The sequence below is a fragment of the Saccharomonospora saliphila YIM 90502 genome, from assembly GCF_000383795.1.
Lineage (GTDB): Bacteria > Actinomycetota > Actinomycetes > Mycobacteriales > Pseudonocardiaceae > Saccharomonospora > Saccharomonospora saliphila.
The window spans coordinates 1-2,337 of sequence record NZ_KB912727.1 but is presented as its reverse complement, the minus strand read 5'-3'; the positions used below and the strand labels follow the sequence as shown (position 1 = coordinate 2,337).

The 2,337-nt window shown below is 71.0% G+C and carries 3 protein-coding genes; all 3 read right to left on the bottom strand.

The window, feature by feature from the left end; translation table 11 throughout:
- On the bottom strand, window positions 1-1,419 hold a 1,419-nt coding region (gene obgE / locus SACSA_RS0118870; RefSeq protein ID WP_019819280.1), incomplete at its 3' end, for a GTPase ObgE.
- 141 nt (window positions 1,420-1,560) lie between these two features.
- The gene (rpmA, locus tag SACSA_RS0118865; RefSeq protein WP_019819279.1) at window positions 1,561-1,818 is read right to left on the bottom strand and encodes a 50S ribosomal protein L27; all 258 of its coding nucleotides are present in this window, start codon (window positions 1,816-1,818) and stop codon (window positions 1,561-1,563) included.
- Between the two features lie 15 nt (window positions 1,819-1,833).
- Window positions 1,834-2,148 (bottom strand): 50S ribosomal protein L21, encoded by a 315-nt coding sequence (gene rplU, locus SACSA_RS0118860; RefSeq protein WP_019819277.1) that lies wholly within the window; start codon window positions 2,146-2,148, stop codon window positions 1,834-1,836.
- Window positions 2,149-2,337: the final 189 nt, after the last annotated feature.

Below are 2,337 nucleotides of genomic sequence, written 5' to 3'. Positions count from 1 at the left end.
GCCCTCCCGGCGACGGCGCCGGGCCTCCTTGCGCTCGGCGGCGCTGACCCGGTCGCTCTGCTCCAGCCTCGGGTCGCCGCCCCGGCCCGCGAGCATGCCCACGACGCCCGGTGTGGACGGCTCCCAGTCGAAGGTGACACCGCCGATCGTGACCGGGCTGCCGGGGCGGGCACCCTGCCGCGCCAGCTCTTCCTCGACGCCCAGCCTGTTGAGCCGGTCGGCCAGATAGCCGACGGCCTCGTCGTTGCCGAAGTTGGTCTGGCGCACCCAGCGCTCGGGACGCGCGCCGGTGACGACGAACCCGTCCGGATCATCGGGGTCCGGCAGCACGCTGAATCCGCCGTCGTCGACGGCCTTCGGCGTGAGCACCACCTTCGCCGGGGTCGGCGGCGGCTGCTCCGCGCGGTGCCGCTCGACGATCTCGGCGAGAGCGAAGGACAGCTCCCGCAGCCCCCGGTGCGCCACGGTGGACACCTCGAACACCCGCAGGCCCCGCGCGGTCAGATCCGCCCGCACGAGCTCGGCGAGATCGGCGGCGTCGGGCACGTCCACCTTGTTCAGCACCACCACACGCGGCTTCGCGGCGAGGTCGCCGCCGAGCGCGGGCGTGTACCGGGCCAACTCGTCCTCGAGCGCGTCCACGTCCGACACCGGGTCCCGGCCCGGCTCGAAGGTGGCGCAGTCGACGACGTGCACCAGCACGGCACACCGCTCGATGTGCCGCAGGAAGTCGAGGCCGAGGCCCCGGCCCTGGCTCGCACCCGGAATCAGTCCCGGCACGTCGGCCACGGTGAACACCGTCTCCCCCGCACTGACCACGCCGAGGTTGGGCATGAGCGTCGTGAACGGGTAGTCGGCGATCTTCGGCTTGGCCGCGGAGAGGACCGAGATCAACGACGACTTGCCCGCCGACGGGTAACCCAGCAGGCCGACGTCGGCGACCGACCGCAGTTCCAGCACCAGGTCACGGGCGTCCCCGGGCTCCCCGAGCAGGGCGAAACCCGGCGCCTTCCGGGCGCGGGAGGCCAGTGCGGCGTTACCGAGTCCCCCGCGTCCGCCCCGCGCGGCGACGAAGCGCGTGCCCGCGCCGACGAGGTCGGCGAGGACCTCGCCGTCCTCGGTGAGCACGACCGTGCCGTCGGGGACCTTCAACTCGAGGCTTTCCCCGGCCGAGCCGTTACGATTACTGCCGCGTCCCTGCTTGCCGTTGCCCGCCGTCGCGTGCGGCCGGAAGTGGAAATCCAGCAACGTGTGCACGCCCGGATCGACCACCAGCACGACGTCACCACCGTGGCCGCCGTTGCCGCCGTCCGGCCCACCGAGCGGCTTGAACTTCTCGCGGTGCACCGAGGCACAGCCGTTCCCGCCGTTGCCCGCGGCCACATGGATCACCGCGCGATCGACGAATCGGGAGGACATCCGGCTGCCTTTCTCCGGTGCCGCCGAGTGTCATGACCCCGGCGGCGGGACGGGTTTTCCTGTCACAGCAAAACGAGGGACGGGCCCGGATGTGTTCCGGTCCCGCCCCTCGCTTTGATTCCGGTGTGCTGGCCGGGCCGGTCAGGCCTCGGCCGGCACGATGTTGACCGTCTTGCGGCCACGCTTCGTGCCGAACTCGACCGACCCCGCGGCGAGAGCGAACAGCGTGTCGTCGCCGCCACGGCCGACGTTCACGCCGGGGTGGAACTTGGTCCCGCGCTGGCGGACGATGATCTCGCCCGCGTTGACGACCTGACCGCCGTACCGCTTGACACCGAGGTACTTCGGATTCGAGTCACGGCCGTTGCGCGAACTACCTGTGCCCTTCTTGGTTGACATGGCTGGTCAGGTTCCTCACTTGTCGATGCCGGTGACCTCAAGGCGGGTCAACCGCTGACGGTGTCCCTGGCGCTTGTGGTAACCGGTCTTGTTCTTGAACTTGTGGATGCGGATCTTGGGGCCCTTGGTCTGCTCGACGACCTTGCCCGTCACCGAGACCTTCGCCAGCGCGTCGGCGTCCGTGGTGACCTTGCCGTCGTCGACGACCATCACGGCGGGAAGGGTGTGCTCGGTGCCCGGCTCGCCGTCGAGCTTCTCGACCTCGACGACATCGCCGACGGCGACCTTGTACTGCTTGCCGCCGGTCTTGACGACTGCATACGCCGACACGGAAGTCTCCTGATTACTCGACTGCTGGTTCGGGACTCGACGGCCCGCACCACCGGCGGGCCGCACTCCAGGGTACCGACTGGTCCCCCGGCTGGGCGCACCGGGGTGCGCTCAGCCGTTCTCCTGTGCGTGTACGGGCGGCCCCGCGGGCCTGCTGGCCGCCCGGCGCGGACGCCGGGTCGCGGTCCG